Raw genomic sequence first — 26,450 nt, 5'->3', positions numbered from 1 at the left:
AGCAACCCATACAGGGCGAACGGGCCGATTTTCGGGAGGAACCGGTTCTCGTACCAGGCGCGGCCCTTGGTCGCTTCACCGATTCGGCGGGAGAGGTAGCCGGCGAGAAGGGGGATGCCGAGGAACACCAGCACGCTGAGGGTGATCGCCCAGATGCTGAACGACGCACTGGTGACGGGGAGGCCAAGCCATGTCGGGAGGATCTGGAGGTAGAACCAACCCAAAGCGGCGAACGCGACGACCTGGAAAATGGAGTTGATGGCCACGAGGAAGGCGGCCGCTTCGCGGTCACCGCACGCGAGATCGTTCCAGATCAGAACCATCGCAATGCAGCGGGCAAGCCCCACTATGATCAGACCCGTCCGGTACTCCGGCAGGTCCGGCAGGAACGTCCACGCCAGAGCAAACATGAGCGCAGGCCCGACAATCCAGTTCAGAAGCAGCGACGCCACCAGCAGACGTTTATCGCTGGCAACGCTACGGGTATCCGAATAACGCACCTTGGCCAGCACGGGATACATCATCACGAGAAGTCCCACCGCAATCGGAACGCTCACCGATCCGATCTGCATCGAATGCAGGAACTCGCCGAACGCGGGCACGAACACCGCTAAAGCGATACCCACGCCCATCGCGGCAAGAATCCAGACCGGCAGAAGTCGGTCAGCGGTGCCGAGGCGAGTCGATTGAACAGGGGCAGCTGTTGACACAAAAATCCAAACATTGATGACTGTCGATGTGTTGAGTGTGCCGGATCACATAGACGACTGTCAATGTCTGTGGCAGGGTGTTCATATGCCCGTTGCCGAACTCCTGCCTCTCACGGATGTCACCGCCTGTTGCGCGCCGCTATCCCGGGAAGCGATGGACGCCGAAAACGCGGAGAACCTCGCCCGCAGTCTGAAAGCGATCGCCGACCCGGCGCGCCTCCGTCTCATCTCGATGGTCGCGGCGCATGAAGGCGCCGAAGCCTGCGTGTGTGACCTCACCGAGCCGCTCGGCCTCAGCCAGCCCACCGTTTCGCATCACCTGAAGGTGTTGGTCGACGCAGGCATCCTCACTCGCGATAAGCGGGGCATTTGGGCTTACTATGCGCTCGTTCCAGGGGCTCTCGACTCCCTTGCGAAGCTACTGGTCACTGGGTAGGTCTGCGAGGAGCTGGTGCTTTCATAACGGCACTTGATGGCCTAGCTTGCGCGTGATCTGCCGCTTAGTGTGCATTCGGCCTTGCAATGTCTCGACCGATCGGGACCCCGGGTCAAGCGTAATTAGGCATCGGAGATGCGGTCCCGCAGAAGCGTTCGGTGTCTGGGGTGCTTGATGTCCGGGATCGAACTTGGAGCCGTGACCATCAGCGCTTTGTGATCCAGATGGCCTTCTCTATGCGGCCTTGTTTCCCCATCCCGGCTGAGTGGGAAGAGCGTCCTTGGTGGGGGTAGTGAAGCATGTGGGCCCAGTAACACCACCTTTTCCAACCGGTTTCTCTAATCACTGGGCTCGTAGTCGGCGACACATTCCCGTAAACTTCAAGGAAATGTACCCAGACGAGTTGCAATCACGTTCGGAAGGCGACCGTCGTGCCTTCCGCGTTTTTGCTCTCATTTTGCTCCTAGCAGTGGTCGCTTTTTTCGTGGCTCATGTGGCTGGTTCAAGTCCTTCCGCAAATCACGCTTCAGGACTACCTTCCTTGAAATCGGCCGCTTTCGTCGGGAGTGACCCTCACGCCGGTCCGTCGGATATAGGTACATCCGCAACCGTCCTTCTGGATGCTTGTCCCACAGCCACAACCTGCGACGTCGGCGGATTGTCCACCACTGCCCACTACTTCGTAGCGATCACCCCCCCTGCTCTTAGACCAGGCGTGCAACCACGCATTGCCGATCACGACCACATCGAAGCTTCCCGCTGGGTGGAACCCACTTCGCTCATCCAACTGTCCATAAGCCGCACTTAGACATGCCCGGGCTGACTCGGTCAGCTCCGTAACGACCCATCACAAGATGGGCCGGATGTCTTGTGCGGCTTAGGAGTTTTTAGGTGAATGACCATCAACGTTTCGACCGAACCAAATCGCGATCGGCACGCATCGCCATTTTGTGCGCCAGCGTCGCCATAGCAGCGTCTTTCCTTGGAGTGACTCCAGCGGCGGCCGCGAACGAGTATCCGACCTGGGACGATGTGCGCCAGGCCCAGCTGAACGAGTCAGCTAAGAAAACCGAAGTGGACCGGCTGAGCTCGTTCATCACGCAACTGCAGACACAATCAGACTCATTGCGCGCCACAGCTAATCAGGCCGCTTTGAGTTACGAGACGGCTCTTCGTAACGCTCTCGACGCGGAGAACACCTCGATAAAACTGAACGAAAAATTAGAGGACGCTTCCACCGAGGCAGCTTCGACGGCCAAGGAAGCTGGGGCGCTTTTCGCAACCTTGGGTCGGATGAACGACGGGGACGTCCCTCTTCAACTTCTCGTTGGGAATTCATCCGACGCTCAGAACACTCTGTACAAGCTCGGCGCTCTCGCTCGATTCACGGATCGTTCCAACTCGATCATGAATTTAGCGAAACAGAACGCGAATCAAGTGAAGGCGCTGACGGAACAAGCGGAAGAAGCGAGCAAAATCCTCGCCACCACCCAAGCTGAAGCAGAAGCGAAGCTGACGGCCGCCAATGACGCAGCGGCTGCGGCGAACGCGGCACTGCAGGAGCAACAGGCTCGAGAATCGACTCTGATCGAGCAACTGGCCTTCCTCAAGGGTTCCCGAATTGAGACCGAAAGTGAATATCAAAAGGGAGTCGCAGCAGCGGCAGCCGCCAAAGCCGCTGCCGAAAAGGCTGCAGCTGAAGCGGCGGCTCGAGCTGCCGCTCAAGCTCGAAATCAAGCTCAAGGAAATAACAACACCGGCCCAGTGGTGCCGCCTCCAGTCAGCGGCGCCGCCGGCAGCTATTTTGTGCCATCCGCTCAGGGGTGGTGGCGTCCTGTGCCGGGGTCTGTGACATCCCCGTATGGACCTCGCAAGGTGATCTGCAACGGCGCAGGGTGCAGCACGAACTTTCATGACGGTGTCGACCTTGCCGGCAGTTGTGGCACCGCGATCAAAGCAGTGTCCTCGGGCACCGTCGTATTCGCAGGGAACTCCGGCGGGTTCGGAAATCGCATCATCATCGACCACGGCGGGGGAGTGCGCACTATCTACGGTCACATGCAGGCCCGCTCATTCAAGGTCGGTGTGGGAGATAGCGTGGCGGCAGGAACACCCATCGGAGGCGTCGGTGCGACAGGGGTGGTTACCGGCTGCCACCTCGACATCAAAGTCACTGTCGGAGGTTCTGGAACGAACCCCTCAACCTTCCTTCGAGGAAAGGGCATCTTCCTGTGAGCCGGAGCACCCAGGACGACGCAGGAGCATCGGCTACCCTAAATCGCGCACAGCTACGTAGATTCTTCGGGAGGTGAATGGAATGAGCAACGCAGAACTTACTTCGCAACGCCGGCGACGCGCACCGTTGCTCCAGCCACTTCTTCTCATTTTTGCGTTCGCTGCGATTCTTGTCGGCCTTTTGGCGTTCCACTCGACAACGGGCAGCCATGCCTTTGCAGGTGTACCTGTTGTCCACCAACTTGTCGAGACGATCCCTGCCGCAGATAGTGCCATAGACGCAGGCTCGCAACCAGGTGCGTCGTGCGGCGATGACTGCCTTCTCGATGGGCTCACCGCGGTTCTTGCATGCCTCAGCATGCTGGTGCTCGCACTGCTTGCAGCTGCTCCTAAGCGGGCATCGTTCATGGTGAATCTCCTCAAACGACAGACAACAGCGATCAACACTCCGCTCGAGCATCGATCAGTCCCTTCGCTCCCACTCACGGGAGCTTCCATTCTCCGGATTTAGGAGCGCGAGCACGCGCTTCAGACAGCGCACCGCTGTCTGAAGCGTGGACCTCGCGACCCTTATCTGTTGACGGATCTTCTCTGTAATTCCGGTAGATCCGTCCGATCCGGAATATCGAATGGAAGACACGCAACGTAGCCCCCAGAATGACCCCAGTCGTCGTAGTCTCAGAGCCGCACGGAAACCTAACCGCCGCCCCCAACGTAGCGAAAGCCGCGCGCCCAAAAAATTGGCGTGGGCCAAGCGACGCCGAATGCTGGTGAAGGGTGGAGTGCTCGCAGCCGTGCCAGCGCTCTTTGCGACGGTAGCTCTACCGGCTTTCTCTTATGACTCTGCACCGGAAATCGCAACCTCGGCGCTTTCTCCAGAATGGCAACGCCTCCAGGTACCCGAAAGCGTCAGCGGAGCCAGCATCTACCGAGATGGATACTCGGCCACTACCACCGCAGAACTAGCCGCTAACCGAGCCGCAATCGCCGCCAGAAAAGCTGTATCCACTGCGTCGAACGGCGCCCAGGCCGGGACGCCCAAATATAACTACACCGACGACGGCTTGACTGATTTTCTCGCCACCCAAGCCAACGGTTGGCTTCGACCGGTTGCCGCCTCACCCACGTCTCCCTACGGTCCACGTCAGATCATCTGCAACGCCGCGGGATGTTCGAACTCTTTCCATGATGGCGTGGACTTGGGGACGTCCTGCGGCACACCAATACGCGCTGTTTCTGCCGGACGAGTGTCTTTTGTGGGGCCCGCCGGATCCTATGGCAACCGGGTGATCGTCGACCACGGAAGCGGGGTCCAGTCCATTTATGGACACGTGCAGCCCGGATCATTCCAGGTTGACGTCGGTCAACTAATCCCAGCAGGAACCGTGGTCGCGAAGGTGGGGCGGACCGGCGTGGTCACCGACTGTGTATTGGATCTCAAAATGACCGAGGAAGGGAAGCTCACTAACCCGACGACTTTTCTCGCGACACGCGGCGTCATCCTTTAGCCCCCTCAACCTGAATAGAAGTCATGAAAAAGAGCACCAAAATAAACATTGCCGTCACAACAAGCGTTGTCCTCATATTCGGCGTGGTCGCATTCTTCTTGGTTGCGAAACCATTCGCTCCTCCCCGGGAAGAGATTGCAGCGCAAACTCCAGTCGTCGAAGAAAACACACACCGGTTGGACGAAGCCGCCGATGGAAAAGTGACCATCGTCGAGTTCTTAGATTTCGAGTGCGAGGTCTGCGGCGCGGTGTATCCCGCCATCGAGCAGCTCCGTGAGGAGTACGCGGGCGAGGTGACCTTCGCCTTCCGCTATTTCCCGATCCCTTCCCACAAGAACTCAATGAACGCCGCGCTGGCAGTTGAGGCCGCTAGCCAGCAAGGGAAACTAGAGGAAATGTACGAGCGGCTGTTTGTCACTCAAGCGGAGTGGGGGGAGCAGCAAGATTCGAAAGCGGAGCTGTTCCGCAATTACGCTTCCGAGCTCGGACTCGATTTAGCTCAATTCGATGCGGCTATTGCGTCACCCGCAACACAGGCAAGGGTGAAAGCTGATTTTGATGCAGGTCGAGCTCTCGGGGTCGATGGAACACCTACATTTTTTGTGAATGGTAAAGCCGTGGAGGTGTCCTCTATTGACGACATCCGCGAGGCTTTGGATGCGGCGCTTCTCCAATGACGACATTGCCACTCCAGCGACGACGCGTAATTCTAACTCTTAGCGCCTCAGCCCTCGTCGGGGTGGCGGTACTCGTCGCGTCCCTTAGCTTTGGACGAGGAGCTGCGCCGCTGCCGTTCGAAGACCCTGGCGCTTTCGTGCGCTGGGGTCTCCCGATGACCAAAATGGTCTACAACCTCAGTGCTGCTGTCACGGTAGGGGGTTTCCTCTTCCTGGGCTTCATCATCCCGAAAACCTCACCTACTCATGCTCATGTGACGTACATCACGATGATCGGTGCAGGCGTCTGGACCATATCGTCGGTCGCCTCGCTTTACTTATCCTTTCTCACTCTCGTTCCCATCGGATTCGGCGATCCAGCTGCTCTAGAACAGATCGGCTATTTTGCTCAAAACATTCCCCTTGGCCAAGTGTGGACCGTGTCGATCATCCTCGCGGCTGGTTCAGTAGTTCTCGCTCTTCTGAGTGAGCAACGACGCTATGCCGTTCTCGGTTTAGCGGTGGCAGCGTTCGCACTTATCTTGATGGCGTCGACCGGACACGCCGCGGGGGACGCGAACCATGCGGCCGCGGTCACAGCGCTTGCGCTGCACCTGACCGGGGCCGCAATCTGGCTGGGTGGGCTTGTGATGCTCGTCGCGGGCTCTTCCCTTGCGCAGCCCACGGAGCTGAAGAACACGATCCAGCGGTACTCCACCGTGGCACTGTTCGGGTTTATCGCGGTCGCCTACTCGGGAACAATTGTTGCAATCATCCGACTGACATCGTTCGAAAACCTCCTCACCCCATACGGCGCGATACTCCTTGCGAAAATCTTCGTCCTCATCTTGCTAGGGGCTGCTGGGGCCTGGAATCGGTTACGTCTCATCAGGCAACTTCACGTTGCTCGCATTCGGCGAACTTTCTGGTTCGTCGTGAGCGGCGAAATTTTCCTCATGTTCGCGGCCTCAGGCCTCGCGGCGGGACTCGCGCGTACGCCGCCACCAGAACAAGAGACGTCGCCTTCCACAGCGTCGCCCGCCGAGTCCTTGGTAGGAATCGAGATACCCCGACCGCCTGACCTGCTGTCCCTTCTCACAGGGTGGCGCCTCGACCCCCTTTGGGCACTCGTTTGCGTGTCCGCGCTGCTCCTCTACGGGATTAGCGTGAGGAAGCTTTCGCGAAACGGAGGGAGATGGCCAGCCCGTCGATCCGCCGCCTGGGCGGCAGGCATCGTCGTGCTGTTCTACGCCACGAATGCATCTCCGGCGTTGTACCGTGATTTCACTACCGGATCAAACATCGCGGAAGTGATCCTCGTCGCTTTGGTAGCTCCCGCACTTCTGGTCCTGGGGCGCCCTCTCGCCCTCGTGGATCTCATCACGAAGAAAAGAAAAGATCGGACAACCGGCCTTCGGGAAACTGCGGCTATCCTTCGACGGTTCTACCTCGCGCCGTTCGTGCGTCAACCAGCCCTTTGGGCAGTCGCATTCGCCAGTGCGTTATTTCTCTCTTACTTCTCGCCCGCATACGAGTGGTCTCTCCGCGACCCGTTCGTCTACGAGGGGAAGATCGCCCTCTTCGTCTTCCTCGGGCTTTCGCTCACGATCACCTTCCGCGCAAGTACTGTCAAGCGCGCGGTGAGGGCTGCCGGCGTTTTCTTGCTGCTAACGGTCATGTTCGCCGTAAACCTGCAACTGCAAGATGAAGTTCTCGCCGCTGACTGGTTTGAAACCCTCGACCTCGGGTGGCCCAGAAGTCCGTTAGCCGACCAACGAGCAATCAGCATCTCAACCTGGGTGGTCGCAACGTTATGGACTGCTGTTCTCGTCGGAGGTTCACTTCTGAGCGGACGAAACTCAACCGCCCGTTCAACTCAACAAAGGATTGAAAGCAGATCATGACCAAACCTGGAACGCGGCCGGTCGTTCGCCGAGGCGCCGGCCTCATCTTTGTCATCGGAGTGCTGCTCATGTGGGCATCACCCGCGCAAGCACACGATTATCTCGCGTCGTCCACTCCTGCGAAGGACACCGTCTTCACCGAACCGCTCGAAAAGGTATCTCTCACCTTCAACGAGACGCCTCTTCAAGGTCTTGAAACCAGCTCGCACATCGAAATGACGGCGGCAGACGGCGCCCAGGTAATTTCGGGCGAGGTCACTGTTGAAGGCGCAACACTCTCCGCTCCGGTTCAGATGAAGCAGCCCGGCCCCTACACGGTGGTTTGGCAGACGGTGTCCTCCGACGGGCATCCCATCTCGGGCAGCTACTCGTTCACGTGGCAGCCGGCGGTCATCGAACCAAGTGGGGCACCTGCTAGCGCGTCGCCGACCATGCCCCCCACCAGCGAAGCTCCAAGTAGCACGCCGTCACCGTCGACCGAACCCTCGTCAGATACACAACCCGTCGAATCATTGCCCGCCATGGTCACAGTGGCCTTAATTGTTGTGGTGCTGGGATTGGTCAGTGTGTTTGTCGTCCGGTTCTTCAAACGGCGCCGCTCAGGCGGGACGACCCAACCGTGACCGGCCCCTGGAGAGGTCGGGCTCTCATCCCTGTGGGTTTGTTGCTTTTGGCGCTCAGTGGCTGCGCCGCCAACCCGATCGCAGAGCAGTACAAGGAAGGGGACAGTAAGGGGTACGTCGCCGGGGATGGCTCGGTCACGGTGATTGCCGAGGAGGATCGCGCCGAGGCGATTCGATTCACCGGTTCGACAGAGAACTCAGAACAGATTGACTCTTCCGAGATGCTCGGGTCGCCTGTTGTAGTGAACTTTTGGTACGCCGGCTGCGCCCCATGCCGGGCGGAAGCGCCGCAACTAAAAGAACTAGCCGCAACGTACACAGCTGAGGGTGTCCAGTTCGTTGGTATCAACGTGTACGACCAAGCGGAAACCATCCTGGCGTTCAATGAGACGTATGGCATCACTTATCCATCAATAATCGATGTCGACAACGGTTCGGCGAAGCTCGCATTCGCCGGAAGCGTCCCACCACAAGCGGTGCCCACAACTCTCGTCTTAGATAAACATGGCCGGGTAGCGGCACGAATTCTTGGTCAACTCCCCGAAGGGGCCGTGCTCTCTACCCTTATTCGGGACGCCCTCGATGAGTAGGTCGCATCGATGAACCCGGGTGCACTGATTATGGATGGCCAGATCATCGTCGCCATTGCCGTGGCCTTGTGTGCCGGACTCGTATCATTCGCGTCACCCTGTGTCCTGCCACTCGTGCCTGCTTACTTAGGTTACGTAGGGGGGATGTCCGGTGACACCGCGCATCGGCCCGAACATCGTGGCCAGAACCACTTCGGCCGCGCCAGAATAGTAGTCGGCGCCATGCTCTTTGTGGCTGGATTCTCCGCCGTGTTCGTGACGCTATCCGTGTTCGCTGGATCCATCGGAGTGTTCGTCATCCAATGGCAGGACGTCATCACACGGGTGCTCGGCGCCATTGTCATTTTGATGGGCTTCGTATTCATTGGCGCAATACCACTTCTTCAGCGCACAGCTAAAACGCACTGGCGCCCGCGGGTCGGCCTCGTTGGCGCTCCCGTCTTAGGCGTCACATTCGCTGTGGGATGGACGCCCTGCTTCGGCCCCGCTCTCGTCGCAATCAGCGCGCTTAGCCTCGAGAGCGCGTCGGTGTACAGGGGGGCCCTATTGGGATTTGCGTATTGCGTGGGGTTGGGGATTCCCTTCATCCTGATCGCTCTCGGGATCGGCTGGGTGGCCTCCGCCACGGCCTTCCTGAAGAAGAGAATCCGAGCCGTAAATGTTTCTGGGGGATTGATGCTGATGCTTCTAGGAATACTCATGGTTTCAGGGATCTGGACCATGGTGATGTCACGCCTCACGCAATCAATCAGCGGCTTCACAACACCGATCTAACAGCCAGCAAACGCGACACCCCGCCCCATCGGAAGGATAAACAACGATGTCCGACGCTAAAGCGAGGCCACAGACACGGCCAGCTCTGCTGCCGGGATTTCTTGGCGCAAACGCGGCAATTTTCAGCCTCATCATCATAGGCACCGAGTTCTTCGTATATGCGCTTTACGTTGTCTGCATACTGGCGGTGATTATCGCGGTAATGGCCGCGCAACGTAAGAAATGGTGGTGGGTGGTGCCGATGATTCCTGTCGCGGTTGTGTGGAATCCAGTGTGGCCCCTAGGCCTCCCGTTGATAGCAGCCCAGGTGACCGCTGTGTCGACGTCGGTCGCATTTATCTGCCTAGCGTTCTTTCTCCGCGTGAACGATGAGTGACACGACACGTCCACCCGAGATTCGAGAGCAGAATGCATGTTGAGCACTGCTGCGCTTTTGACGGGGGCTACTGATTCGCCACCTGATTTGGCAGCGTTTCTGTCGCCAGCTTCTCAGGCTGGGACGATTCTTCCGGTCACGGCGTTGCTCCTGGCAGCCCTGTACGTAAGCGGAGTTGTTCGGCTCCGGTGGCAGCGGCGGCGGTGGTCGCTTGTGCGTTCCGTCTGTTTTCTGTTGGGATGCGCAATCCTCTTCCTCACCACAGGTTCCAGCGTGGAGAGCTACGGACGGGAGCTGCTGTCCGTTTTCATCTTCCAGCAACTAACACTCATGATGATCGTCCCTCCTCTGGTGCTCCTCGGTGCGCCAGGAACATTGCTGCTTCGCGCAACACCGCACAGCGTCATTGGGCGGCCCGCTCTTCGCGGTGCTCTCGGCGTGCTCAGGTCACGGACGGCGAGACGAGCCTTCCATCCCACAGTTTTCATCCCGCTGCTGCTGGTGACCTTTTTCGGCCTGTACCCAACGGGCATCGCTTCGGGTGTGTTGTCCTCGCGGGCAGGTCACATCGCGCTGGAGATCTGCTTCCTCGCTATTGGGCTTTTCCTCAATGCGCCTCTCATCTCGCCTGATCCGCTCCCACGGAGAACGTCCCCAATCATGAGCATTGTTGATCGTTTTGCCGAGATGCAGATTCATGCCGCCTTCGGGCTTGTGATGATATTTGCCCCCACAATTCTCGTCTCGACCTACGCGTCGCCTCCGCCGACATGGGGAATAGATGCGCTACGAGATCAAGCTCTCGCGGGCGCTTTCGCCTGGACGTATGGAGAACTGCCCGTAATAGTCATGCTCATCATTGCCCTGGTTCGATGGCAGAAGTCCGACACGAGAAGGTCCAACCGTTCCAGGGCTGAGGAAGAAGACGCTTTATCGAGGTACAACGATTACCTCCAACGGCTCAAGTAAAAGAATGAGCCCATCCCGAATTTGATCCGGCGGAGCCTTCAGCGCGCTGGCACCCAATCGTCAAATGTGTGGTGTGTGCTCGTGGTTGCTGTGCCCGGAAGGTTCAAGTTGAAATGTCGAATGTTCGACACTCACGTCGAAGTGTTCGGCAACGCAAAGCTGCAGGTCATCTAAGAGCCTCGGTGCGCTCCCATCGGAGAAACACGCCGGGTCAACGACGATATGCGCCGTCAGCACGGGAAGGCCGGTCGCAATCTGGGAAGCGTGAAGATCGTGAATCCCAACTACGTGCTTCCGTGCGAGCAGATGCGTCCGAACGTCTTCTAAGTCAAGGCCGTCCGGGGTGGACTCGAGTAACACATCTACCGTTTCACGCAAAAGCTTGAAAGCCCGCGGCAAGATCAGCAACCCGATTAGAAGACCCGCGATAGCATCGGCGCCACCCCAACCCGTTACAGCTATGACGATCGCCGCAACGATGACTGCAACGGATCCCAAGGCATCATTGACCACTTCCAAGAACGCCGCACGCAAGTTGAAGTTATTCTTCCGGCTCCCGGCGAGGATGAGAATCGAGGCGATATTCCCCCCAAGGCCAATGACACCAAAGACAAGAAGGCCTATAGACGTGATCTCCGGAGGATCGAAGAGCCTCTGAACCCCCTCGATGATCACAAAGAGGCCCACCGCCAAGAGCACCGCCGCTTGCGCCGTCGCGGAAAGAACCTCGGCTCGAGCGAACCCCCAGGTTCGTTTTGCGGTCGCCGGCCTTCGGGTCAGCTTCGCGGCCACGAGCGCAGTCGCCAGGCCACCCGCGTCGGTGAGCATATGTGCTGCATCAACCAAGAGCGCGAGGCTTCCAGTGAGGACCGCGCCCACGACTTCCGCGAGGAGAATGCTTGCGGTGATAGCAAATGCCGTAGCAAGCCGACGCTGATTCAGCGTGTGGACCTCACCCGCATGGTTATGTGACCCGGCCATTACTCTCGCCCCGTGCTGTGGTGATGGCTCAATTTCTCTCCAACAGTGTGCTCCGCTTGGAAAATCGCATCGTGCACCAACTTGTTTGCATGATCATTGGCGAGCCGGTAAAAAATCCGGTTGCCATCCTGACGGGTCGTGACCATGCGGGCCATCCGAAGCTTCGCGAGGTGCTGAGAAACCGCCGCTTGCGAGCGGTCAACAACTGAAGCAAGGTGACCGACCGACATCTCCTCGTCCCGCATGGCCAGAATCAGCCGGATGCGCGTCGCATCCGCGAGCATTCCAAAAATCTCAGCCGCGAGTTCGACGTGGGTGTCGGCATACTCGCCTAAGGAAGAATCACTCTTTTCGTACATGCGAATATAGTTGCATGGTCAGTCCGGCGTTGTCTAGCAGAGGCGTGGAAACCTTCTTAAGTGCCCTCTGAAACGCGAGATTGACGGTCATGAGTTGCGGCAGTGGTTGAGCGCCGTGCGGCGCGGATACCGTTTGCGATGATCACAATTTCTGCGAGTTCGTGTACCAAGACCACTCCAGCAAGGCCCAAGGTTCCGGTGAGCGCGAGGGGAAAAAGGGCGACGATGACACCCAGTGCAAGAATCAAATTGGCGGTCATGATCCTCCGGCCTCTGCGCGCGTGGAGGAGGCCGGCGGGGATGAGGCGCAGATCGGTGCCAGTGAATGCCACGTCCGCTGCTTCTATGGCGGCCGCGGACCCTGCCACACCCATTGCAATCCCAACGTCAGCGCTTGCGAGGGCGGGCGCGTCATTGATGCCGTCGCCGATCATAGCGACGGGCCCGTTTGAGCGTAAAGTTTGGACCCATGCCGCCTTGTCGGCTGGTTTTTGTTCGGCTCGAACGTCTGAAATGCCGGCTCGACTCGCTAGGGCATGCGCGGTGCGAACGTTATCGCCGGTGACCATGACGGAGTTGACGCCGTGTCGCGTCAGTTCGGTGATCGTCGCGGCGGCTTCGGGCTTGAGCTCATCTCGGATGCCGATGATTCCGAGAGCAACGCCACCGCGCTCGACGACAACGGCAGTCATGCCGTCGGATTCGATTGCTTCCAGGCGCTCATTTAGGTCACCCGCCGGAACCCACCGCGGGCTACCGACGCGCACGTGAATCCCGTCGAGTATCGCGGAGATTCCCTCTCCGGGATGCTCCGTGAGATCCTCGACTGATTTGGGTTCTGGTGCTGCGGCGAGGATTGCGGCTGCGAGTGGGTGGGTGCTGTGAGATTCAAGTGCGGCCGCGATCGCGAGCACATCATCTCTTGTTGCGTTGGCGGCTGAGGCTACTTCGGTAACGGTGGGGCGGCCGGCGGTGAGGGTGCCGGTTTTATCGAAGGCAACAACTCGGACTGTCCCGAGGCGTTCGAAAGCCTCACCTGACTTGATGATGAGCCCGAAACGGCTGGCCGCGCCGATCGCGGAAATGACTGTCACGGGCACCGCGATTGCGAGTGCGCAGGGAGAAGCGGCAACGAGCACGACTAGTGCACGCTCGGTCCAGGTGTCGGTGTCTCCGATGAGTACACCGAATAGGGCAACACCTGCCGCAATCAGTAGAACCGCGGGAACCAAAGGTTTTGCGATACGGTCCGCGAGGCGTGCTCGCTCCCCTTTTTGTGCATGAGCTTGCTCGACTAAATGCACGATTGTAGTTAGGGAGTTGTTGGTTCCTGCGGCTGTTGCTTCGACCAATAACGCGCCGCCGCCGTTAATTGACCCGGCTAAGACAGCGTCACCGGGCGCCACCTCTATTGGGATCGATTCACCCGTGATGGCCGACGCGTCCACACTGCTGCGCCCTGAGGTGATAACGCCGTCTGTCGCAATCTTGTCACCTGGTCGCACTACAAGGAGGTCTAACTCGCGGAGGTGGTGTGTGGGGATCACAACGTCGCCATGCAGGCGAGAAACGATCGCAGTGTCGGGGATTAGGTCCAGTAATGCCCGAAGCCCACCGCGCGCCTTATCCATCGCGCGATCCTCGAGTGCTTCTGCGATCGAGAACAAGAACGCCAACGCAGCCGCCTCGCCGACGTGTCCAAGGAGAACGGCGCCGACCGCAGCTATTGTCATCAACAAGCCGACGCCAAGTCGGCCCTGCAAGAGTCGACGCACTGCACCTGGAGTGAACGTTAGGGCCCCTGTAACAACGCTCACACTCAGAACGGCCGTGGCTGCAGTCTCCAGCCCCACCCACTCTAAGACGGTGCCGAAAACCAAAAGAACGCCAGCCGTGAGAGGTATCAAAACGCTTTGGTCCCGCCACCAACTCACCACCCCATCGTCACTATCGCTCACCTGGTTGGCCGCGTCAGGGAAAGGCTCGGGATTGCGGGCCATGTGAGAATGTGAATCGGCGCTTGTGAGCCCTTTTGTGGCGTCGCCGCAGCACTCCGCGCTCACAGGTTTACCCCGCAACAAAGGGGAACGTCGCAGTTCTCATCGATGCACTCCATGCCATCGTCGACTGCGAGAACCACATCAACGATTGCCGACAATGCCTTGGTCAAATGCGGGTCCGCGATCTCGTACCGAGTGCTTCGCCCTTCGGGAGTCGCGACAACGATGCCGCACCCCCGGAGGCACGCCAGATGGTTGGACACGTTCGAGCGAGTTAGACCGAGCGACTCCGCTAGTTCCCCTGGGTAGCTTGGTGCGGCAATCAGAGCGAGAAGAATGCGAGAGCGAGTCGGATCGGCCAGGGCGCGGCCCAACCGATTCATCACGTCAAGACGAGGGGAAATGGTCAGCATGTAGTGATAATACAGTCATCACTGACATGTGAAACTGAGACCCGGCACGCCGCGTCGGTATACCGGCGCCTCGCGGCACCATCGCTCGCGCACCATGGTGGCGTGTTGCCGCCCTCGCTATCGCCGCGATGATCGGTGTCTTCGTGCCACTTCGGACTCAGCCTTGCGCTGTTCCGTGTTGTTGACACGATTGTCAGCCTCGCCCGCCGACAGTGAGCTCCCAGGGTGACGCCGTAAATTCATCACGCAACGGTTAGCAAAGGTCGGCACCCTCACGGGTGTCGACCTTTCGCTTTTCGCCTAATGGCCGTTGCGCGGCCGGAACGCGCGACCAACAGAGTTGTCCGATAGGGGATCGTTCACCGGACACCTTTCTTGCCGGCTGAGATCCGCTGTGGAGTTGATCGCTAGATGGGGGCGTTCCGTCATTGCTCCGTGGCGGATTGACGCCTGTATGACGATCCGCTTTTTTCCGGACAGTCGCGTGGATGCCTGCATGACCTGTCTTATAAGACCCCGTGATCAATTCGCTCGGCTTAACGCGTTGGGGCGCGGATGCTTTCGCATCCCCGCCCCGAATTTCCATATGCGTGTGAGCGCCGGTTGAGACACCCGTGTTGCCGACGGAACCGATCCGCTGGCCAGCTACTACGGTCTCGCCATCCTCGACCATTGGTGAGCCAGTCAGCATGTGGCCGTATCAGCTGCTGACATTTTGCCCATCGATGACGACGTGTACCCCCAGTCCGCCCTGGTCACTGATCTGCACAAGACGGACGACGCCGTCAGCCACGGCGGCCATCGGTGCTCCCTGACCTGGAGTGAAGTCGACGCCCTTGTGATTAGTACCCCCGATACCCCCGGGCGTTGGGGGCGGGTTAGCAGCAGGTGCAGTCGTCGGTGCACCCGGCGGTGCAGCAGCTACCGTCGCAGCAATCTGACATGGCGTCCTCCCTTCGGTTACTCAATCGTCGCGCTTTCCGTAAGCGGGCGCACCGGGGACTTCAGCGCAATCAGGACCGCAGCGACGGCCGCAGTGAAAATCACGATGTCAGCGACGTTGCCGATGAACCAGTTGCCGTAGGCCAGGAAGTCAACAACGTGGCCGTTCCCGAACGACGGTGCTCGAAACAGTCGATCGATCGCGTGTGTCGCCGCTGCGCCACCGAGCAGGCCAACGATGACAGCCCATGAGGTGCGGCGGACTTTGAACGCGGCGACGATCGCGGCCACGGCGGCCGCGACGGACAGGATGGTGAAGATCCATGTTGCGTTCTCGCCCAGGGAGAACGCTGCCCCCGGGTTGTAGGCCAACTGCAAGCCGAACAGATCACCCAGTAGCGGTATTCGATTGCGCTCGGTCAGCTGCGCCTCAGCCCACCACTTGGTGCCCTGGTCGACGGCTATCACTCCGGCACCGAGAGCAATCGCCCCACCCGTCAGCAGTCGCTTCCGAGTAGCCGGGATGGGGCGGGGTGTGCTCATGTGAGCAGTCCGACGAGTCGGGGGATGACGCCGGACTCGATCAGGATGAACAGACCAAGGCCGATGAACACGACGGGCACCAGCCAGTGCTCTACCTTTTCGAGCTTCTCGGTGATCGCCTTGTTGGTACCGATCAGACGGCCCGCCGTGCACCAGACAGCGACGAGGATCAAGAACACGACGATCATCGTGATCGTGTCGCCGACGCTGTTGGTGCGGAAGATTGGCGTGTAGATCGAGATGTTGTCGGCACCGTTAGCGATCGTGATTCCCGCGACGCCTAGGAGTCCGACGGCGGTGATCTTGTCGTCATCGTCGTCGTCATCGTCACCGCGGCGAAGCCCCTTGATCAGGGTGTAGATACCGATGCCGAGGGGGATGAGGCCAAGGAATCCGACCCACTCGTCCGGGACAATGGTCAACCCGAGTGCGGCTATCACGCTGATGATGACCAGCGTGATGAATCCGAGGTACTGCCCGGTGACGATCTGCCAGGGTCGGGGCCGGCCGCGGGTGGAGGCGAGGAACAGGACGGTGAGAACCACAATGTCGTCGATGTTCGTGGCCGCGAACAGACCCACGGCAGTCAGGATTGTGCTGAGCATCAGCTGCCACCCGCACAGGTGCCGGACGCGTCACATGCGGGGTCGAGGCAGGGAGCGTGCTCATCGACGGCCAGGGTGACGTCCAGAAGGGCTACGAGCGCGCGGCCAAGGTGGGGGTCAGCGATTTCGTAGCGCGTCTGCCGGCCCTCCGGCTCCGCAACCACGATTCCGCAATCCCGCAGACACGTGAGGTGGTTCGAGACGTTCGATCGCGTGAGTTCCAGCTCGCGCGCGATAACCGCGGGGTAGCTCGGGGCGTCAAGAAGAGTGAGGAGGATCCGCGATCGGGTGGGATCAGCCATCGCTCTCCCGAGCCGGTTCATGACATCTAGTCGATTAACAATAGTCAGCACACACTGACTATACAGTAATTGATGTACATTGCGATTACCCGATTGGTGTGCAAACCGACGGTCGAGATAGAGCCTCGCAGAGCCGATGCATTCCCGTACGACAGGACTAGCGGCGGTTCGTTTCGTTTCCGAGATTTCGTCGGCTTCTTCAGTCTGCTTTGCGGCAAAGCGCGCCCAGCACACCCACGATGCATCGTCTTGAAAATGAGTAGTTTTTCGAGACGGACCCGCCGGTGCGGACAACGACGGGCTTACGGCAGCGGCTGCGGGATGACGTTGCAGATGCTCCGCTCCGAACACATTGCTGGATCCAGGGTCGAGCTGGTCGTGAGCATGCCGACGAGTTCTTTTTCCAGGCGCACGAGTTCTCGTTGACGGGCTCTGACTTCATCGAGTTTGCCGGTGAGCAGCGAGTGCACGTGCGAGCACGGTGCCTGCCCGTCTTCCCGGAGGGCGAGAACCCCGGCGATGTCGGACAGCGTTAACCCCGCGGTTTGAGCGGCGCGAATGAATCCGATTCGGGAAGCGACGTCATCGTCATAGACCCGGTACCCGTTGCTTTGTCGGTTTGGGGCCGGAATGAGGCCCTCGCGTTCGTAGAAGCGGAGGGTCTGGGTACTGACTCCCGTGGTGGCGGCGAGGTCTCCAATGTGCATGCCCTTATCTCACCACTTGACCTTGTACCGGGCTGCAACGTTTACGGTCGGTGCATGGAGATCACGTTGCAGTACTTCGATGGGTGCCCGAACTGGGAGACGGCCGCGGATCGCCTGGCGGTGATCGCCGCGGAACGATCCGACGTCACAGTGAGCCGGCAGCTCATCGAGACGCAGGAGGAAGCGGAAGCGGTTGACTTCCGCGGATCGCCCACTTTCCTGGCCGACGGTGTGCCGTTGTTTCCCGCACCGGACGCTCCGCCTGGCCTGTCGTGCCGGGTGTATCTCACACCGGCAGGTCTTGCCGGGTCGCCCACGACAGAGCAGATCCGGGACGCGATCATGAACATCGAAGCGGGCACCCGATGAGTGAGGCGTTTGACCTGCTGGTCATCGGTGCCGGCATGGCAGGCACGTCCGCTGCGAACAAGTGCGCCGCACAGGGCTGGCGGGTCGGGATCGTTGACGCGCTGCCCTACGGCGGGACCTGCGCGCTGCGGGGATGCGACCCGAAGAAGATCCTCCGCCGCGGCGCCGAAATCGTCGATGCTGCCCGCCTGATGAACGAGACCGGCATCACAGAAGGCGGCCTACGCGTCGACTGGCCGGCCCTGATGCAGCGCAAGCGCGGTTTCACCGATGGCGTTCCCAAAGGCATGGAAGATGAACTCACTGGCAACGGTGCCACCACCTTCCACGGTCATGCCGAGTTCACCGGCCCGAACACCCTCAGCATCGACGGCACCACCCACGAGGCCGACCGGTTCCTCATCGCAACCGGGGCCACCCCGAAGCCCTTGACGTTCCCCGGTGCGGAACACCTCATCGACAGCACCCAGTTCCTCGACCTCGATGCCTTGCCGCCGAGGATCGTGTTCCTCGGCGGCGGGTTCATCTCGTTCGAGTTCGCACACATCGCCGCCCGCGCCGGCGCGCAGTGCACGATCATCGACCACGGCCCGCGGCCCCTGCGCGAGTTCGACGCCGACCTGGTGGAGCTGCTGACCGCCCGCACCGAACAGGCCGGCATCCGCGTTCACCGAAACACCAACGTCACCGCTCTCGAGGCCACCCCTGACGGGTTCCAGATCAGCATCGACAGCCAAGGCGCGACCACCCGTCTTGACGCGGACCTCGTCGTTCACGGAGCAGGTCGCGTCCCTAATCTCGAAGGCCTCCACTTGGACGCTGCCGGTATCGCCAGCAGCTCACGCGGGATCACCGTGGCTAGCCACCTACAAAGCACCACCAACCCCGCCGTCTACGCCGCAGGAGACGCCGCCGACACCGCAGGACGGCCCCTGACCCCCGTGGCCGTGTTCGAGGGAAAAGTCGCCGCGTCGAACATGCTCAAAGGCACCACGACCGCGCCGGACTACACCGGGGTCCCCACGACCGTGTTCACCATCCCGGAACTCAACCGCGTCGGCCTCCTCGAAGAAGACGCCGCCCAAAGCCACAACACCGCCATCCGTTACACGGACACCAGCAACTGGTACTCCACCTACCGGGTGGCCGAGACGACCTCCGCCGCCAAGATCATCATCGACACCGACACCGACCAGATCCTCGGCGCACACCTCCTCGGCCCCGGCTACTCCGAACTGATCAACACCTTCGGCATCGCCATCAAACTCGGCCTCACCACCCGGCAACTCAAATCCACCACCGCCACCTACCCCTCCCTCGGCTCCGACCTCGGCTCGCTGCTCTAGCCGAGCATGTCAATGGAAGCGATGACGGCACATGTCAACGGATAGAGACTTCGTCTGCTCCTGCTGTGGACGCGCGTACGAGAGGCGGAGGCTTCATGCTCTCGGGGAGAATGCCTTCATCTGCCGTCGCTGCGGCCTCTACGTCGCTCTACGACGACGGCACGATCCGGTCGACGATTAGCGCTCACGCGCATGCCAGGAGTCCGGCGAGGGAGTCGAGGGCGCCGGGCACCAGCGCGTACGGCCTCGTGCGTCAACGAGCGATCACAAAACACCGCCATAAACCGCAAAAGTCCACAACCTATCCGAACCCGCCGACCGTCTCGTGAACGTTCGTTTCTAATAAGCGTTCACCGGGGTCGGTGTGTCGACAAGGCGGCCGTCTACGAGGTGGACCACGCCGTGCATTCGGGGCAGGTGGACAAGGTCGTGGGTGACGAGCAGAGTCGAGGTGTTCAGCTCGTCGGTTAGGCGCAGAATGAGGTCGATGATGCTGGCGCCTCGTTCTTGGTCGAGCGCGCTGGTGGGCTCATCGATCAGGAGCACGCTGGGGTCGTTCATCAGGGCGCGGGCGATGTTGATGCGCTGTCGCTGACCACCAGAGAGCTGATGCGGTCTCTTGTCGCTGTGTGCTGCGAGACCGACCGCGTCCAGGAGCGCGTCCGCCCGGGCAGTGGTACTGGCTCGGTGGCGTCGGGAGTGTCGGGCGCCGAGTTCGTTCATGACGGTCAGTTGCTCGCGGGCGGTGAGTGACGGGATCAGATTGGACTGCTGGAACACGATCCCGATCTTCTCGCGGCGCAGCACGGTCGATTCGGTGGGGTTCAGGCGGGTTGCGTCGATGTCGTCGATGAGCACCTGCCCGGTGTTTGGGCGGATGAGGGTGGCGGCGACGGCGAGGAGGCTGGATTTGCCGGAGCCGCTGGGGCCAGTAATGCCGGTGACGGTTCCCGGGTGCGCGGTGAGTGAGACGTCGTTGACGGCTGTGACGCGGGTGTCACCGTCGGGGAAGGTGAGGGTGATGTTGTTTAGGCGGATCATCGGTTGCTCCCAAGGGCGGTGAGGGGGTCGGCGGAGGTGACGGAACGGAGCGCGAACGCGGCCCCGGCAAGACCGAGGACGATCATGATCGCCCCGGGTAGAACGGTGGTGATGGGGCTGAGTAGGAACGGCAGGGCGGTGCCGGCGAGGGCGCCGAATAGGGTCACGAGTCCTAACCCGATGCCGATTCCGAGGAGCAGCACGATCAGGGCCTGACCGAGCGCGTCTCGGATAAGGGAGCGGGTGCTGGCGCCGAGGGCTTTGAGGACAGCAATGTCACCTTTTCGTTGCATGGTCCACACGGTGAAGAACGCGCCGATGACGAGCCCGGAGATTCCGAAGAGCATGACGACCATCAGCAGCAGCGATCCAATCTCGGACCGGAACGCGCTCAAGGCCATCAGAGTGCCGATGGTGGTCTCGGAGACGGTGGCGTTCGCGGTATCGGCGGCGTCCCAGTCTGGGGTGCCGGTGACGGCGAGGACGGTGGCGTAGACATCGGGATTGCCGGTGGCGGCGGAGTAGGCCTGCCAGTCGTTGAGGGTCATCTCCACGACGGGGGTGTGGCTGTACCAGCCGTCCCCGCCGATCGTCTCGATGGTGTAGCTGGTGCCGGCGATCGTGACCTCATCGCCGGTGGTCACGTCGAGGGCTTTCGCGGCAGGATCGGAGAGGCCGAGCTGGCCGTTCTCCGTGGGGGCGGTTGCGTCGAATCCGGGTTCGACACCGAAGACCGCGATGGCCGCGCGGGTGTCGCCGGCCTCGCCACGGGTCTGACTGATACCCACCGGTTCGGCAGCGGTGACGCCGGTTGTGGCGACCCAGGCGGATGCCTGCTGCTGCGTGATGGTGGAGTCGGAGAAGCTCGCGCCGCTCTCTCCGGCGGTCGGTGCAGAGAACACGACACGGTCTGCGGGAAGCGAGAGTACCGCGGAAATGTTCTGGGTGGCGAGACCGCCCGTCAGGCCGCTGAGGAAACCGACGAGAACGGTGATGAGGGCGACGACGGAGCCGATGAGGACGAATCGGCCCCGGGCGAAGCGGAGGTCGCGGAGTGCGACGAACATGGTGTGTGCCTTTCCTGCCGCCAGACGCGGCGACTATTCCACTCTCGCGACCCGGCAGAGCCCGGTCATCGGCTGCCCGGACACCTTTTCGCGCCCGGAGTGTGGAGCTCCCGATCGTCCTTTTGGACGATGACCGACACTCGGGTGCCGCGTAGAGTTCAGCCCATGGTCCACACCGCATTAACCCCGGTTTTCGTGGGTCTGCGAACCGGCTTGCACGTTCTGTTCGCCGCTCTTACCGTGCTGGTCGTCGTCCGTGCGATCCTGTCCCCGACGGATGCGAGCAACACCGCGATCGTCGTGGCCGTGGTCCTCGGGTTGACCTACGCGAGCGGCGCCCTCCTGACGCGACCTGCTCGAGCAGGGCGACTACTGCAGTTGGGCTGGTTGGCAGCCCTGACCGTGGAGTGGGTCGTTCTGCTGTGGCTGAGCCCGGATGCCGCTTACCTGGTATTCCCGCTGTTCTTCCTCTACCTCCACCTCCTCGGCCGATGGTGGGGTTCGGCCGCGATCCTGGCATCGACCATCGTCGCCATCTGTGCCCTCGGCATCCATAACGGATGGACCGTGGGCGGTGTTGTCGGCCCGCTCGTCGGCGCAGGCGTCGCGCTACTCATCGGGCTCGGCTACCAAGCTCTCGCCCGCGAGGCCGAACAACGTGAAGCACTTGTCCACGAGCTGATCACCACCCAGGGGCAACTCGCCGCGACCGAGCATGAACAGGGAGTTCTCGCCGAGCGGGCCCGCCTCGCCCGCGAGATCCACGACACCCTCGCTCAAGGACTCTCCAGCATCCAGATGCTCCTGCACGCCGCCGAACGCGCCGACCCGACCCGGCCCGGCATCGAGCACATCCGGCTAGCCCGCGAAACTGCGGCCGCGAACCTCGCAGAAGCGCGCCGGTTCATTCGCGAGCTCACCCCGCCCCAACTCGACGACCAGACCCTCGGCGGGGCGCTCCGCCGGCTCGCCCGCACCCAATGGGCGACCCAAGGACTCGACGTGCAGGTGCGAGTATCCGACACGATCACGCTGCCCATGCACCTCCAAACCGCGCTACTGCGCATCGCGCAAGGAGCGATCGCGAACGTCATCCAGCACGCCCACGCCACCACCGCGACCATCACCATCGGGATCGAGGACGACGCACTCCACTTCACCGTCACCGATAACGGCACCGGGTTCGACCCGGAGCAGCTGCGCCACGATGCGGCCGAGAAGTCGGACTCTTTCGGACTGCAGGCTACCTCGGAGCGGGTACAGCAGCTCGGCGGAGTCCTCACCATCGGCGCCGCAACCGGGCGCGGGACAACCCTGGCCGTAGATCTCCACTTGGCGAGGATCGCATGATCCGGCTCGTGATCGCCGACGACCACCCCATCGTCCGCGCCGGCCTCGTCGCCCTATTCAGCCTCGAGGAAGACTTCGAGGTCCTCGCCGAAGCGGGCACTCCTGACGAAGCCCTTGACCTCGCCGAACACACCAACCCGGACGTCGTCCTGATGGATCTGCAATTCGGCTCCCAGCAGACCGTCACCGGAGCAGACGCCACCCGGCGCATCCGCGCCCTCGAAGCCCCACCGTACGTTCTCGTACTGACGAACTACGACTCGGACTCCGACATCCTCAACGCCGTCGAGGCCGGCGCCAGCGGCTACCTCCTCAAAGACGCCCCACCCCACGAGCTCATCGCTGCTGTCCGCGCCGCCGCCGCCGGCGAAAGCGCCCTCGCCCCGGTCATCGCTTCGCGGCTCCTCAACCGGATGCGCGCCCCTCAAATCAGTCTCAGCAGTCGAGAGATCCAGGTCCTCGAACTCGTCGCGGCAGGCCGCTCAAACACCGACGTCGCAGAAGAACTCTTCATCAGCGAAACAACCGTGAAGTCGCACCTAGCCCACATCTTCTCCAAGCTCAACGTCAGCTCCCGCACGGCCGCCGTTTCCGCAGCCCGGCAGCAAGGCATACTCCGATAAACGTCGCCGCGACGCAGAGCAACGAACCGCCTTCCATGCGAAATCGGACGACTATCGGTGCGGAATGTGGGCCACTTATCGCTGCGAATCACAAGCGTGTCCGGATAGCCTGTCCCATACTTTGTTCTTGTTAGGTACCTCGAGCAGAACAACCTAAGGGGGCCGGCGGTCGTTGCGGGCAGCTTCGCTCCGTGTCGTCGGAATCGCTTCCGTCGGTGTCGGGACGTCACGGGTGCGCGAGACGGCTTGCGTGATTTGGGGGTTCGGGTGCATACTGGTGGTGTCTTCGGACCCGGTAGTGGGGCTTGCCGGACCCAACCTCGACAGTTGTCGACAACAGTCCCTATCTCAGCTGGTCGCGTTTCTGCGCGCCTGAGGTAGGGAGTGTCATGACAGCACCAATAGGTACCGGACCGGTCGTCGTCGGCGTCCTACCCGGCTTCGCGCCGGGGGTGATCGAGGTTGCGGCGTCTATCGCGCGGCGCTTCGGTACGACGCTGGTGTGCGTCAGCGTGGATGCATCGCTCTTCGATGCCGGTACGCGCTCGGACGGGTCGGTGATGGTGGAACCGATCGACCCTGATACCGCTGACACGACACCGCAGGGCTTGTCGGACAGTGACGAGGCGGCAGTACGTGCTGCCGCAACGACCTACGGCGTCGACGTCACGTTCGTCTCGGGTGTCGGGGATCCGAGCCGGGCTCTGTCGCAGGTTGCCGAAGACCGCGACGCGGCGATGCTGGTCGTCGGGGCCAGGACGGGAGCGGGTCGAATCGCGGAGTTCTTCACGGGGTCGGTCGCGGCACGGCTGGCCCATCGACAGCACCGTTTAGTGGTCGTAGTGCCCGTTGATCCGGTCGGGTTCGATGCCCCACTTCCGTGGGACACCCCGTGACCGGCCAGCTTGTTCTGCTCCGCCACGGACAGAGCACTGCGAACGCTGCCAGCACCTTCACCGGCTTGCGAGACGTCGCGCTGACCGAACAGGGCACCGCCGAAGCGAATCGGGCTGGGTTGCTACTTCTGCATGCCGGCATCCGACCGGACCTCGTGCTCACGTCGACGCTCGAGCGCGCGCTCCATACGGCGGAGCTCGTCACCGACGTCGTCGGACGTGATGCGCCGATCGAGTCGACGTGGCGGTTGAACGAGCGGAACTACGGCGCCCTCACCGGCATGTCCAAGCAGAATGCGCAAGCGGCGTTGGGGGCGGAGCAGTTCTTCGCTGTTCGCCGGACCCGCACGGGTCGGCCGCCACGCATGTCGATCCGCGCGTGGCTGGCGCTCCGGCGGACGCCGGCGCTTCGTGGACTGCCGTGGGCGGCAGTTCGTCGAACCGAGACACTCTCCGACGTCATCCGCCGGGTCCAACCCGTCCTGTCGGACCGCATCACCCCGGCACTCCGCGACGGGCAGACAGTGCTCGTCGTCGCGCACGGCAACTCTTTGCGGGCACTGTGTGCCTGCATGGACTGCCTGACCGACGGTGAGCTCGCGGACCTGAACCTCCCCACGGGCGAACCCCTGATCTACCGGTTCGACGGCGACGGTGGGTTCTGTCCGCGGGGTGGGGAGTACCTGCATCCGGCAGCACGAGCAGCAGCGGCAGCGGTCGCTGCGGAAGGTGGAACATGACCTCCCGAACGGACACGGACCTGCCCGATGGGCAGCTCCCGCCCGACCCGGACATCGACGCCAATGACCCGGAACGTATCGCCCGGCCAGTGCATCTGCGGTGGCGGTACCTCGGTGTCGTCGCACTCGGCGGCGCCATCGGTACCGCCGCACGCGACGGACTCAGCACCGCGTTCCCCGCTCAGCACGGAGTGTCCTGGGCGATCTTTTGGATCAACATCGCCGGCGCGCTCCTACTCGGTGTGCTGCTGGAACACCTCGCGCATCGCGGACCTGACGAGGGTCGCCGCCGGACACTGCGCCTGCTTCTGGGAACCGGTGTCCTCGGCGGGTTCACCACCTACAGCACCCTCGCGACCAGCACCGCGGTGTTGTTCCTCGCCGGCCGCGGGTTGGCCGGCACCGGGTACGGGCTCCTGACGGTCCTCGCCGGCGCGATCGCCACCGGTAGCGGTCTCGCGATCGCGGGCTTGGTCCGACCGAACGGAGCCACATCATGAGCGCCCTGGCCTTCCTCAGCGTCGCTGTCGCTGGCGGTGTCGGCGCGGCCGCACGGTTCTTCCTGGACGGTGCGATCAACCGGGGTCGGCAGTTCCGGCTCCCGGTCGGGACGCTGACGATCAACATCACCGGCTCGTTCCTGCTGGGCTTGATCACCGGCGCCGCCGGTCACCTCGGCGCTACCCCCGTCGCGGTGCTCGGAACAGGGCTCATGGGTGGCTACACCACGTTCAGCACCGCCAGCTTCGAGACCGTCCGCCTCGCACGCACCGGCCGCACCACCGCGGCTGCCGTGAACGGGCTCGGGATGCTCGTCGTCTCCGTCGCCGCAGCCGCCGGGGGCGTCACCCTCGGCACCCTCACTTGACCATCCGACTGGGAGAAGAACAGCTCATGCACTTCGACATCACGATCGAGATCCCCCGCGGCAGCGGCAACAAGTACGAGGTCGACCACGCCACCGGACGGATCCGCCTGGACCGGGCGGTGTTCACCAGCATGGTGTTCCCGCAGGACTACGGCTCGATCGACGACACTCTCGGCGATGACGGCGACCCCCTCGACGCGCTCGTGCTACTGCCCCGGCCCACGTTCCCCGGCGTCGTCATCGACGTCCGCCCGGTCGGGATGCTCCGCATGGTCGACGAAAACGGCGGCGATGACAAGATCCTCACCGTCCCCGCCGGAGACGTCCGCTTCGACCACGTCCAGGACATCTCCGACGTCGCCGAGCCGGTCCTGGCGGAGATCGAGCACTTCTTCGCCCACTACAAAGAGGTCGAGCACGGCAAGCACGTCACCACCAACGGGTGGGCGAACCGTGTCGACGCCGAAGCCATCATCCGCTCCGCACAGGAACGGTTCACCCCGCACCCCTGACCCGC

At 61.7% G+C, this 26,450-nt stretch carries 32 protein-coding genes; 20 read left to right on the top strand and 12 right to left on the bottom strand.

The features are described 5' to 3' along the window. A partial coding sequence (locus tag ACZ6IE_RS15180) for an arsenic resistance protein (RefSeq protein WP_464608747.1) occupies positions 1 to 716 on the bottom strand: 716 nt, incomplete at its 3' end. A gap of 79 nt (positions 717 to 795) precedes the next feature. Between ACZ6IE_RS15180 and ACZ6IE_RS15175 the strand changes: the two genes are divergently transcribed. From ACZ6IE_RS15175 to ACZ6IE_RS15125, 11 genes are all read left to right on the top strand, one after another. Then, on the top strand, positions 796 to 1,146 hold the full coding sequence (locus tag ACZ6IE_RS15175) for a metalloregulator ArsR/SmtB family transcription factor (RefSeq protein WP_464608743.1): 351 nt from the start codon (positions 796 to 798) through the stop codon (positions 1,144 to 1,146). An 891-nt stretch (positions 1,147 to 2,037) separates the two neighbouring features. Beyond that, on the top strand, positions 2,038 to 3,381 hold the full coding sequence (locus ACZ6IE_RS15170) for a peptidoglycan DD-metalloendopeptidase family protein (protein WP_464608742.1): 1,344 nt from the start codon (positions 2,038 to 2,040) through the stop codon (positions 3,379 to 3,381). Between the two features lie 82 nt (positions 3,382 to 3,463). After that, positions 3,464 to 3,892, top strand: a complete 429-nt coding sequence (locus tag ACZ6IE_RS15165; RefSeq protein WP_464608741.1) for a hypothetical protein — start codon at positions 3,464 to 3,466, stop codon at positions 3,890 to 3,892. Positions 3,893 to 4,145: 253 nt separating this feature from the next. Beyond that, on the top strand, positions 4,146 to 4,889 hold the full coding sequence (locus ACZ6IE_RS15160) for a M23 family metallopeptidase (protein WP_464608740.1): 744 nt from the start codon (positions 4,146 to 4,148) through the stop codon (positions 4,887 to 4,889). A 23-nt stretch (positions 4,890 to 4,912) separates the two neighbouring features. Next, the gene (locus tag ACZ6IE_RS15155; RefSeq protein WP_464608739.1) at positions 4,913 to 5,566 is read left to right on the top strand and encodes a DsbA family protein; all 654 of its coding nucleotides are present in this window, start codon (positions 4,913 to 4,915) and stop codon (positions 5,564 to 5,566) included. A gap of 155 nt (positions 5,567 to 5,721) precedes the next feature. Further along, a complete protein-coding gene (locus ACZ6IE_RS15150) occupies positions 5,722 to 7,449 on the top strand; it encodes a bifunctional copper resistance protein CopD/cytochrome c oxidase assembly protein (protein WP_464608738.1) in 1,728 nt (575 codons plus the stop codon). Then, positions 7,446 to 8,072, top strand: coding sequence for a copper resistance CopC family protein (locus ACZ6IE_RS15145; RefSeq protein WP_464608737.1), 627 nt, complete (start codon positions 7,446 to 7,448; stop codon positions 8,070 to 8,072). Before ACZ6IE_RS15150 ends, ACZ6IE_RS15145 begins: the two co-directional genes overlap by 4 nt. A 32-nt stretch (positions 8,073 to 8,104) precedes the next feature. Next, positions 8,105 to 8,662: a TlpA family protein disulfide reductase gene (locus tag ACZ6IE_RS15140; protein WP_464608736.1), complete on the top strand. Its 558-nt coding sequence runs from the start codon at positions 8,105 to 8,107 to the stop codon at positions 8,660 to 8,662. Between the two features lie 9 nt (positions 8,663 to 8,671). Then, positions 8,672 to 9,436: a cytochrome c biogenesis CcdA family protein gene (locus ACZ6IE_RS15135; protein ID WP_464608735.1), complete on the top strand. Its 765-nt coding sequence runs from the start codon at positions 8,672 to 8,674 to the stop codon at positions 9,434 to 9,436. A gap of 46 nt (positions 9,437 to 9,482) precedes the next feature. Further along, on the top strand, positions 9,483 to 9,812 hold the full coding sequence (locus ACZ6IE_RS15130; RefSeq protein ID WP_464608734.1) for a DUF6804 family protein: 330 nt from the start codon (positions 9,483 to 9,485) through the stop codon (positions 9,810 to 9,812). Between the two features lie 36 nt (positions 9,813 to 9,848). After that, entirely contained in the window at positions 9,849 to 10,781 is a 933-nt protein-coding gene (locus ACZ6IE_RS15125) for a cytochrome c oxidase assembly protein (RefSeq protein ID WP_464608733.1), read from the top strand. Positions 10,782 to 10,841: 60 nt separating this feature from the next. Here the strand turns inward: ACZ6IE_RS15125 and ACZ6IE_RS15120 are convergent, their stop codons facing one another. The 9 genes from ACZ6IE_RS15120 to ACZ6IE_RS15080 form a co-directional block, all read right to left on the bottom strand. After that, positions 10,842 to 11,762, bottom strand: coding sequence for a cation diffusion facilitator family transporter (locus tag ACZ6IE_RS15120; protein ID WP_464608732.1), 921 nt, complete (start codon positions 11,760 to 11,762; stop codon positions 10,842 to 10,844). After that, positions 11,762 to 12,121, bottom strand: coding sequence for an ArsR/SmtB family transcription factor (locus tag ACZ6IE_RS15115; protein WP_464608731.1), 360 nt, complete (start codon positions 12,119 to 12,121; stop codon positions 11,762 to 11,764). Before ACZ6IE_RS15115 ends, ACZ6IE_RS15120 begins: the two co-directional genes overlap by 1 nt. Before the next feature lie 56 nt (positions 12,122 to 12,177). Continuing rightward, positions 12,178 to 14,121: a heavy metal translocating P-type ATPase gene (locus ACZ6IE_RS15110; protein ID WP_464608730.1), complete on the bottom strand. Its 1,944-nt coding sequence runs from the start codon at positions 14,119 to 14,121 to the stop codon at positions 12,178 to 12,180. Between the two features lie 59 nt (positions 14,122 to 14,180). Beyond that, positions 14,181 to 14,534 carry a Cd(II)/Pb(II)-sensing metalloregulatory transcriptional regulator CmtR gene (cmtR, locus tag ACZ6IE_RS15105; protein ID WP_464608729.1) on the bottom strand — a complete coding sequence of 118 codons (354 nt, stop codon included), beginning with the start codon at positions 14,532 to 14,534 and terminating at the stop codon, positions 14,181 to 14,183. Between the two features lie 253 nt (positions 14,535 to 14,787). Further along, positions 14,788 to 15,225, bottom strand: coding sequence for a M23 family metallopeptidase (locus tag ACZ6IE_RS15100; protein WP_464608728.1), 438 nt, complete (start codon positions 15,223 to 15,225; stop codon positions 14,788 to 14,790). Positions 15,226 to 15,494: 269 nt separating this feature from the next. Further along, positions 15,495 to 16,019, bottom strand: a complete 525-nt coding sequence (locus ACZ6IE_RS15095) for a signal peptidase II (protein ID WP_464608727.1) — start codon at positions 16,017 to 16,019, stop codon at positions 15,495 to 15,497. After that, positions 16,016 to 16,624 carry a cadmium resistance transporter gene (locus tag ACZ6IE_RS15090; protein ID WP_464608726.1) on the bottom strand — a complete coding sequence of 203 codons (609 nt, stop codon included), beginning with the start codon at positions 16,622 to 16,624 and terminating at the stop codon, positions 16,016 to 16,018. The genes ACZ6IE_RS15095 and ACZ6IE_RS15090 overlap by 4 nt, the downstream gene beginning before the upstream one ends. Continuing rightward, a complete protein-coding gene (gene cmtR, locus ACZ6IE_RS15085; RefSeq protein WP_464608725.1) occupies positions 16,624 to 16,977 on the bottom strand; it encodes a Cd(II)/Pb(II)-sensing metalloregulatory transcriptional regulator CmtR in 354 nt (117 codons plus the stop codon). Before cmtR (ACZ6IE_RS15085) ends, ACZ6IE_RS15090 begins: the two co-directional genes overlap by 1 nt. A 251-nt stretch (positions 16,978 to 17,228) precedes the next feature. After that, positions 17,229 to 17,633: a heavy metal-responsive transcriptional regulator gene (locus ACZ6IE_RS15080; protein WP_464608724.1), complete on the bottom strand. Its 405-nt coding sequence runs from the start codon at positions 17,631 to 17,633 to the stop codon at positions 17,229 to 17,231. Between the two features lie 54 nt (positions 17,634 to 17,687). Here ACZ6IE_RS15080 and ACZ6IE_RS15075 point away from each other — a divergent pair, with 54 nt between their 5' ends. Both ACZ6IE_RS15075 and ACZ6IE_RS15070 read left to right on the top strand, forming a co-directional pair. After that, on the top strand, positions 17,688 to 18,002 hold the full coding sequence (locus ACZ6IE_RS15075; RefSeq protein WP_464608723.1) for a thioredoxin family protein: 315 nt from the start codon (positions 17,688 to 17,690) through the stop codon (positions 18,000 to 18,002). Beyond that, positions 17,999 to 19,348, top strand: coding sequence for a dihydrolipoyl dehydrogenase family protein (locus ACZ6IE_RS15070; RefSeq protein WP_464608722.1), 1,350 nt, complete (start codon positions 17,999 to 18,001; stop codon positions 19,346 to 19,348). The genes ACZ6IE_RS15075 and ACZ6IE_RS15070 overlap by 4 nt, the downstream gene beginning before the upstream one ends. A 339-nt stretch (positions 19,349 to 19,687) precedes the next feature. On the opposite strand, the gene ACZ6IE_RS15065 is transcribed toward ACZ6IE_RS15070, so the two are convergent. Together ACZ6IE_RS15065 and ACZ6IE_RS15060 are read right to left on the bottom strand one after the other, a co-directional pair. Then, positions 19,688 to 20,389: an ABC transporter ATP-binding protein gene (locus tag ACZ6IE_RS15065; protein ID WP_464608721.1), complete on the bottom strand. Its 702-nt coding sequence runs from the start codon at positions 20,387 to 20,389 to the stop codon at positions 19,688 to 19,690. After that, entirely contained in the window at positions 20,386 to 21,456 is a 1,071-nt protein-coding gene (locus tag ACZ6IE_RS15060) for an FtsX-like permease family protein (RefSeq protein WP_464608720.1), read from the bottom strand. The genes ACZ6IE_RS15065 and ACZ6IE_RS15060 overlap by 4 nt, the downstream gene beginning before the upstream one ends. A gap of 165 nt (positions 21,457 to 21,621) precedes the next feature. Here ACZ6IE_RS15060 and ACZ6IE_RS15055 point away from each other — a divergent pair, with 165 nt between their 5' ends. The 7 genes from ACZ6IE_RS15055 to ACZ6IE_RS15025 all read left to right on the top strand — a co-directional run bounded on the left by ACZ6IE_RS15055 (position 21,622) and on the right by ACZ6IE_RS15025 (position 26,445). Then, on the top strand, positions 21,622 to 22,806 hold the full coding sequence (locus tag ACZ6IE_RS15055) for a sensor histidine kinase (RefSeq protein ID WP_464608719.1): 1,185 nt from the start codon (positions 21,622 to 21,624) through the stop codon (positions 22,804 to 22,806). Beyond that, positions 22,803 to 23,429 carry a response regulator gene (locus ACZ6IE_RS15050; protein ID WP_464608718.1) on the top strand — a complete coding sequence of 209 codons (627 nt, stop codon included), beginning with the start codon at positions 22,803 to 22,805 and terminating at the stop codon, positions 23,427 to 23,429. The genes ACZ6IE_RS15055 and ACZ6IE_RS15050 overlap by 4 nt, the downstream gene beginning before the upstream one ends. Before the next feature lie 389 nt (positions 23,430 to 23,818). Further along, on the top strand, positions 23,819 to 24,325 hold the full coding sequence (locus ACZ6IE_RS15045; protein ID WP_464608717.1) for a universal stress protein: 507 nt from the start codon (positions 23,819 to 23,821) through the stop codon (positions 24,323 to 24,325). Beyond that, the gene (locus tag ACZ6IE_RS15040) at positions 24,322 to 25,065 is read left to right on the top strand and encodes a 2,3-bisphosphoglycerate-dependent phosphoglycerate mutase (protein ID WP_464608716.1); all 744 of its coding nucleotides are present in this window, start codon (positions 24,322 to 24,324) and stop codon (positions 25,063 to 25,065) included. The genes ACZ6IE_RS15045 and ACZ6IE_RS15040 overlap by 4 nt, the downstream gene beginning before the upstream one ends. A gap of 89 nt (positions 25,066 to 25,154) precedes the next feature. Next, positions 25,155 to 25,565 (top strand): CrcB family protein, encoded by a 411-nt coding sequence (locus tag ACZ6IE_RS15035; protein ID WP_445997592.1) that lies wholly within the window; start codon positions 25,155 to 25,157, stop codon positions 25,563 to 25,565. After that, on the top strand, positions 25,562 to 25,933 hold the full coding sequence (locus ACZ6IE_RS15030) for a fluoride efflux transporter FluC (RefSeq protein WP_055950129.1): 372 nt from the start codon (positions 25,562 to 25,564) through the stop codon (positions 25,931 to 25,933). The genes ACZ6IE_RS15035 and ACZ6IE_RS15030 overlap by 4 nt, the downstream gene beginning before the upstream one ends. Before the next feature lie 26 nt (positions 25,934 to 25,959). After that, a complete protein-coding gene (locus tag ACZ6IE_RS15025) occupies positions 25,960 to 26,445 on the top strand; it encodes an inorganic diphosphatase (protein WP_445996821.1) in 486 nt (161 codons plus the stop codon). Positions 26,446 to 26,450 lie beyond the last annotated feature (5 nt).

It is taken from the genome of Okibacterium sp. AC114, from assembly GCF_979253355.1.
Note: the sequence above shows the minus strand (reverse complement) of the source record. Positions and strands in the feature narration are given on the sequence as shown.

What these genes read in the sequence shown, in the direction of transcription:
- ACZ6IE_RS15175 (WP_464608743.1), top strand. Translation starts at nt 796, where the DNA reads ATGCCCGTTGCCGAACTCCTGCCTCTCACGGATGTCACCGCCTGTTGC.
- ACZ6IE_RS15165 (WP_464608741.1), top strand. Translation starts at nt 3,464, where the DNA reads ATGAGCAACGCAGAACTTACTTCGCAACGCCGGCGACGCGCACCGTTG.
- ACZ6IE_RS15160 (WP_464608740.1), top strand. Translation starts at nt 4,146, where the DNA reads ATGCTGGTGAAGGGTGGAGTGCTCGCAGCCGTGCCAGCGCTCTTTGCG.
- ACZ6IE_RS15155 (WP_464608739.1), top strand. Translation starts at nt 4,913, where the DNA reads ATGAAAAAGAGCACCAAAATAAACATTGCCGTCACAACAAGCGTTGTC.
- ACZ6IE_RS15150 (WP_464608738.1), top strand. Translation starts at nt 5,722, where the DNA reads ATGACCAAAATGGTCTACAACCTCAGTGCTGCTGTCACGGTAGGGGGT.
- ACZ6IE_RS15145 (WP_464608737.1), top strand. Translation starts at nt 7,446, where the DNA reads ATGACCAAACCTGGAACGCGGCCGGTCGTTCGCCGAGGCGCCGGCCTC.
- ACZ6IE_RS15135 (WP_464608735.1), top strand. Translation starts at nt 8,672, where the DNA reads ATGAACCCGGGTGCACTGATTATGGATGGCCAGATCATCGTCGCCATT.
- ACZ6IE_RS15130 (WP_464608734.1), top strand. Translation starts at nt 9,483, where the DNA reads ATGTCCGACGCTAAAGCGAGGCCACAGACACGGCCAGCTCTGCTGCCG.
- ACZ6IE_RS15125 (WP_464608733.1), top strand. Translation starts at nt 9,849, where the DNA reads ATGTTGAGCACTGCTGCGCTTTTGACGGGGGCTACTGATTCGCCACCT.
- ACZ6IE_RS15120 (WP_464608732.1), bottom strand. Translation starts at nt 11,762, where the DNA reads ATGGCCGGGTCACATAACCATGCGGGTGAGGTCCACACGCTGAATCAG.
- ACZ6IE_RS15115 (WP_464608731.1), bottom strand. Translation starts at nt 12,121, where the DNA reads ATGTACGAAAAGAGTGATTCTTCCTTAGGCGAGTATGCCGACACCCAC.
- ACZ6IE_RS15110 (WP_464608730.1), bottom strand. Translation starts at nt 14,121, where the DNA reads ATGGCCCGCAATCCCGAGCCTTTCCCTGACGCGGCCAACCAGGTGAGC.
- cmtR (WP_464608729.1), bottom strand. Translation starts at nt 14,534, where the DNA reads ATGCTGACCATTTCCCCTCGTCTTGACGTGATGAATCGGTTGGGCCGC.
- ACZ6IE_RS15100 (WP_464608728.1), bottom strand. Translation starts at nt 15,225, where the DNA reads ATGCTGACTGGCTCACCAATGGTCGAGGATGGCGAGACCGTAGTAGCT.
- ACZ6IE_RS15095 (WP_464608727.1), bottom strand. Translation starts at nt 16,019, where the DNA reads ATGAGCACACCCCGCCCCATCCCGGCTACTCGGAAGCGACTGCTGACG.
- ACZ6IE_RS15090 (WP_464608726.1), bottom strand. Translation starts at nt 16,624, where the DNA reads ATGCTCAGCACAATCCTGACTGCCGTGGGTCTGTTCGCGGCCACGAAC.
- ACZ6IE_RS15080 (WP_464608724.1), bottom strand. Translation starts at nt 17,633, where the DNA reads ATGCACATTGGAGACCTCGCCGCCACCACGGGAGTCAGTACCCAGACC.
- ACZ6IE_RS15075 (WP_464608723.1), top strand. Translation starts at nt 17,688, where the DNA reads ATGGAGATCACGTTGCAGTACTTCGATGGGTGCCCGAACTGGGAGACG.
- ACZ6IE_RS15070 (WP_464608722.1), top strand. Translation starts at nt 17,999, where the DNA reads ATGAGTGAGGCGTTTGACCTGCTGGTCATCGGTGCCGGCATGGCAGGC.
- ACZ6IE_RS15065 (WP_464608721.1), bottom strand. Translation starts at nt 20,389, where the DNA reads ATGATCCGCCTAAACAACATCACCCTCACCTTCCCCGACGGTGACACC.
- ACZ6IE_RS15060 (WP_464608720.1), bottom strand. Translation starts at nt 21,456, where the DNA reads ATGTTCGTCGCACTCCGCGACCTCCGCTTCGCCCGGGGCCGATTCGTC.
- ACZ6IE_RS15055 (WP_464608719.1), top strand. Translation starts at nt 21,622, where the DNA reads ATGGTCCACACCGCATTAACCCCGGTTTTCGTGGGTCTGCGAACCGGC.
- ACZ6IE_RS15050 (WP_464608718.1), top strand. Translation starts at nt 22,803, where the DNA reads ATGATCCGGCTCGTGATCGCCGACGACCACCCCATCGTCCGCGCCGGC.
- ACZ6IE_RS15045 (WP_464608717.1), top strand. Translation starts at nt 23,819, where the DNA reads ATGACAGCACCAATAGGTACCGGACCGGTCGTCGTCGGCGTCCTACCC.
- ACZ6IE_RS15030 (WP_055950129.1), top strand. Translation starts at nt 25,562, where the DNA reads ATGAGCGCCCTGGCCTTCCTCAGCGTCGCTGTCGCTGGCGGTGTCGGC.
- ACZ6IE_RS15025 (WP_445996821.1), top strand. Translation starts at nt 25,960, where the DNA reads ATGCACTTCGACATCACGATCGAGATCCCCCGCGGCAGCGGCAACAAG.